Origin of the sequence: Natranaerobius trueperi, assembly GCF_002216005.1 — a bacterium.
GTDB lineage: Bacteria > Bacillota > Natranaerobiia > Natranaerobiales > Natranaerobiaceae > Natranaerobius_A > Natranaerobius_A trueperi.
The window spans coordinates 1-2283 of sequence record NZ_NIQC01000058.1; the positions used below are offsets into that span (position 1 = coordinate 1).

The 2283-nt window shown below is 35.5% G+C and carries 5 protein-coding genes and 1 pseudogene; 1 reads left to right on the forward strand and 5 read right to left on the reverse strand.

From position 1 onward, the window contains the following. From CDO51_RS12925 to CDO51_RS12940, 5 genes and pseudogenes are all read right to left on the reverse strand, one after another. The coding region (locus CDO51_RS12925) for a transposase (RefSeq protein ID WP_205842108.1) at nucleotides 1-211 on the reverse strand (211 nt) is incomplete at its 3' end. Between the two features lie 115 nt (nucleotides 212-326). After that, nucleotides 327-503 carry a hypothetical protein gene (locus CDO51_RS15640; RefSeq protein WP_420811500.1) on the reverse strand — a complete coding sequence of 59 codons (177 nt, stop codon included), beginning with the start codon at nucleotides 501-503 and terminating at the stop codon, nucleotides 327-329. 145 nt (nucleotides 504-648) lie between these two features. Next, the gene (locus CDO51_RS15130) at nucleotides 649-981 is read right to left on the reverse strand and encodes a 2-dehydropantoate 2-reductase N-terminal domain-containing protein (RefSeq protein WP_089024636.1); all 333 of its coding nucleotides are present in this window, start codon (nucleotides 979-981) and stop codon (nucleotides 649-651) included. A gap of 112 nt (nucleotides 982-1093) precedes the next feature. Further along, nucleotides 1094-1225, reverse strand: a pseudogene (locus CDO51_RS15135) (NAD-dependent epimerase/dehydratase family protein); the annotation flags it as partial. 235 nt (nucleotides 1226-1460) lie between these two features. Beyond that, nucleotides 1461-2198, reverse strand: a complete 738-nt coding sequence (locus CDO51_RS12940; RefSeq protein WP_420811501.1) for a group II intron maturase-specific domain-containing protein — start codon at nucleotides 2196-2198, stop codon at nucleotides 1461-1463. On the opposite strand from CDO51_RS12940, the gene tnpB reads away from it, so the two are divergent. After that, the coding region (gene tnpB / locus CDO51_RS15645) for an IS66 family insertion sequence element accessory protein TnpB (RefSeq protein ID WP_158212471.1) at nucleotides 2133-2283 on the forward strand (151 nt) is incomplete at its 3' end. The genes CDO51_RS12940 and tnpB overlap by 66 nt on opposite strands.

Genomic DNA, 2283 nt, shown 5'->3' on the forward strand with positions numbered 1-2283 from the left:
GTTTTTCTCTCTTTCCATTTCGACTATTTGTAGTTTCCTTTTCTCGGTAATCATACTTTGAGTAACCCAGTTCATGATCAAGTTCACTTTCTAGCATTTCTTCTATTAGTTCACCAAATTGCTCCTTCAAAACTTCTTGAATATCATTTACATCTTTTAGTTTACCTTGTTTCATCATTTCTCTTACTTGCTTTTTGTCTATTAAATTCATAACGGTGCAAACCTCCCATTCTATTTTTATTATACATCATTTCGGAAGGTTTACACCGTTTATTTTACACTCTCATTATTACTTTCGAAAAGCAACCGCAGTTTCAAGTTATACCCTATTCTACACAACAAATATTAGTAGCTAAAAAAGCATTAGAAGCATACTTAATCATTTCAGCACTTTCTATTGTTGTCATAACAAAGTCAGTATCAAAGCCTTTATAGAGTTCTCTTATTTCTTCACCAGCTTCTTTATCACGACAACCTATAACTATCCTATCTGGGCTAAAAATATAGTGAACCGCAGACCCCTCTCTTAAAAACTCCGGACTAGATACAACTAAAACATAGTATCCGTATTCTCTGAGATAATCCTTTCTATTTCACTATTAGTACCAACAGGTACAGTACTTTTAGTAACTATAATCTTGTAGCTATTCATTGCTTAGCAATGTTTTTAATAGCTGTTCTAACTTGTGTTAGATCAGCTGATCCATCTTCATTAGATGGAGTACCAACAGCTAAAAAGATTATATCCGTATGTTTAACAGTTTTCTCTAAGTCAGTAGTAAAAGCTAACTTACCAGCAACACAATTCCTTTCAAGAAGTTTATCCATCCCAGGCTCATAGATAGGAACTTGTCCATTTTTTAATTTATCTATTTTATCTTTATCCTTATCAACACATACAACTGTATTACCCATATCTGAAAGACATACACCAGTAGATAAACCTACATACCCTGTTCCGATAACTGAAATTTTACGCAAACCTCTTCACCGTCCTTAATTAATTTCTGTAACTACTTGATATCTTGTAATAATCCCATTAGCTTTTTATCCTTAGAATCACTTTTGTAGGCTATATCATCAATATTTCTTTTTGTTTACCATCACCGTAGTTAGATATTTCAATCCCATCAAGGATGGTTTTTATAAACTTATTAAAAGCCATAGCCGGTCTTTGTCTAGGTCCATATACTGTGAAATATCTAATACTTACATAAGGTACACCACCCAGCTAACTTACTAACACACAAGGTGAAGGTTTTAATCTCCGATAGATCTCCTGTCACTATCATTTTATAGATGAAGTTCTCCCCTTCATCTATAAATCATTTATACCCTGTCTGCTATCATAACAAATTCTAGTGTCGAAGGCTGTTGTAAATTGTACAGTCCTTAATTGCATTGGTATATCAGTTTCAATATCACTCCAGATAGAATATTTCTGTAAAATTATATGAGTGCTAATATTTTTTGATTAATTTCAACTTCGGAAATCTTTTGGATATATTATCATATCTAATTGATGCGAGGTATTCATTTGTTAATGACCTCGATAGTATCCAGCTGTTAGCTATACGCCAATACCCTTTCCGAGAGTTTGCCCATTCCCAGGCTTTACTTTTAGATATTTTAAATAGCTTGAGGTTCTTAAACCTCGCACTTACTTTCTTACATTGCTTCCACAAGTACATTCGAATTCTACGCCTAATCCATTCGTTAAGGGCAGTAATTCTTTTCTTCATATCTGCAATGGCAAAATAACCCAACCAGCCTGTGGTGAACATTTTAAGTTCTTTAAGTATCTGTTGAATCGACCTGCCACTCTTACGACTTGTTATCTGCCGTACCCTGTCCTTAAACCGTTTTATGGACTTTTGGTGTGGTCGTATTCCAGCCTTTCCTCTAACTTTGTAGAGGGAGAAGCCAAGAAACTTAAGCTTAAGTGGGCTCCCAGTGTTGCTCTTTTCTCGGTTTACCTTAAGTTTCAGTTTCTCCTCAAGGTACTTTTTACAGCTGGTCATTACTCTTTCAGCGGCTCTTTTACTCTTAACGTATATAACACAGTCATCGGCGTACCTCACAAATTTATGTCCTCTACCCTCAAGTAGACGATCAAAGCTAGTGAGGTTTCTTTGGTAGAAGGGATCAAAAGTCCTGAAGAAGGTAAATTCCAGTGGCCCGATGATACTACTACACAGACAGTAAGCATAAGTTACCGTCAACTGCGCTGGTTACTCGATGGATTAGCTTTAGATCAACGAGATGCTCATGACCAAGTAACCA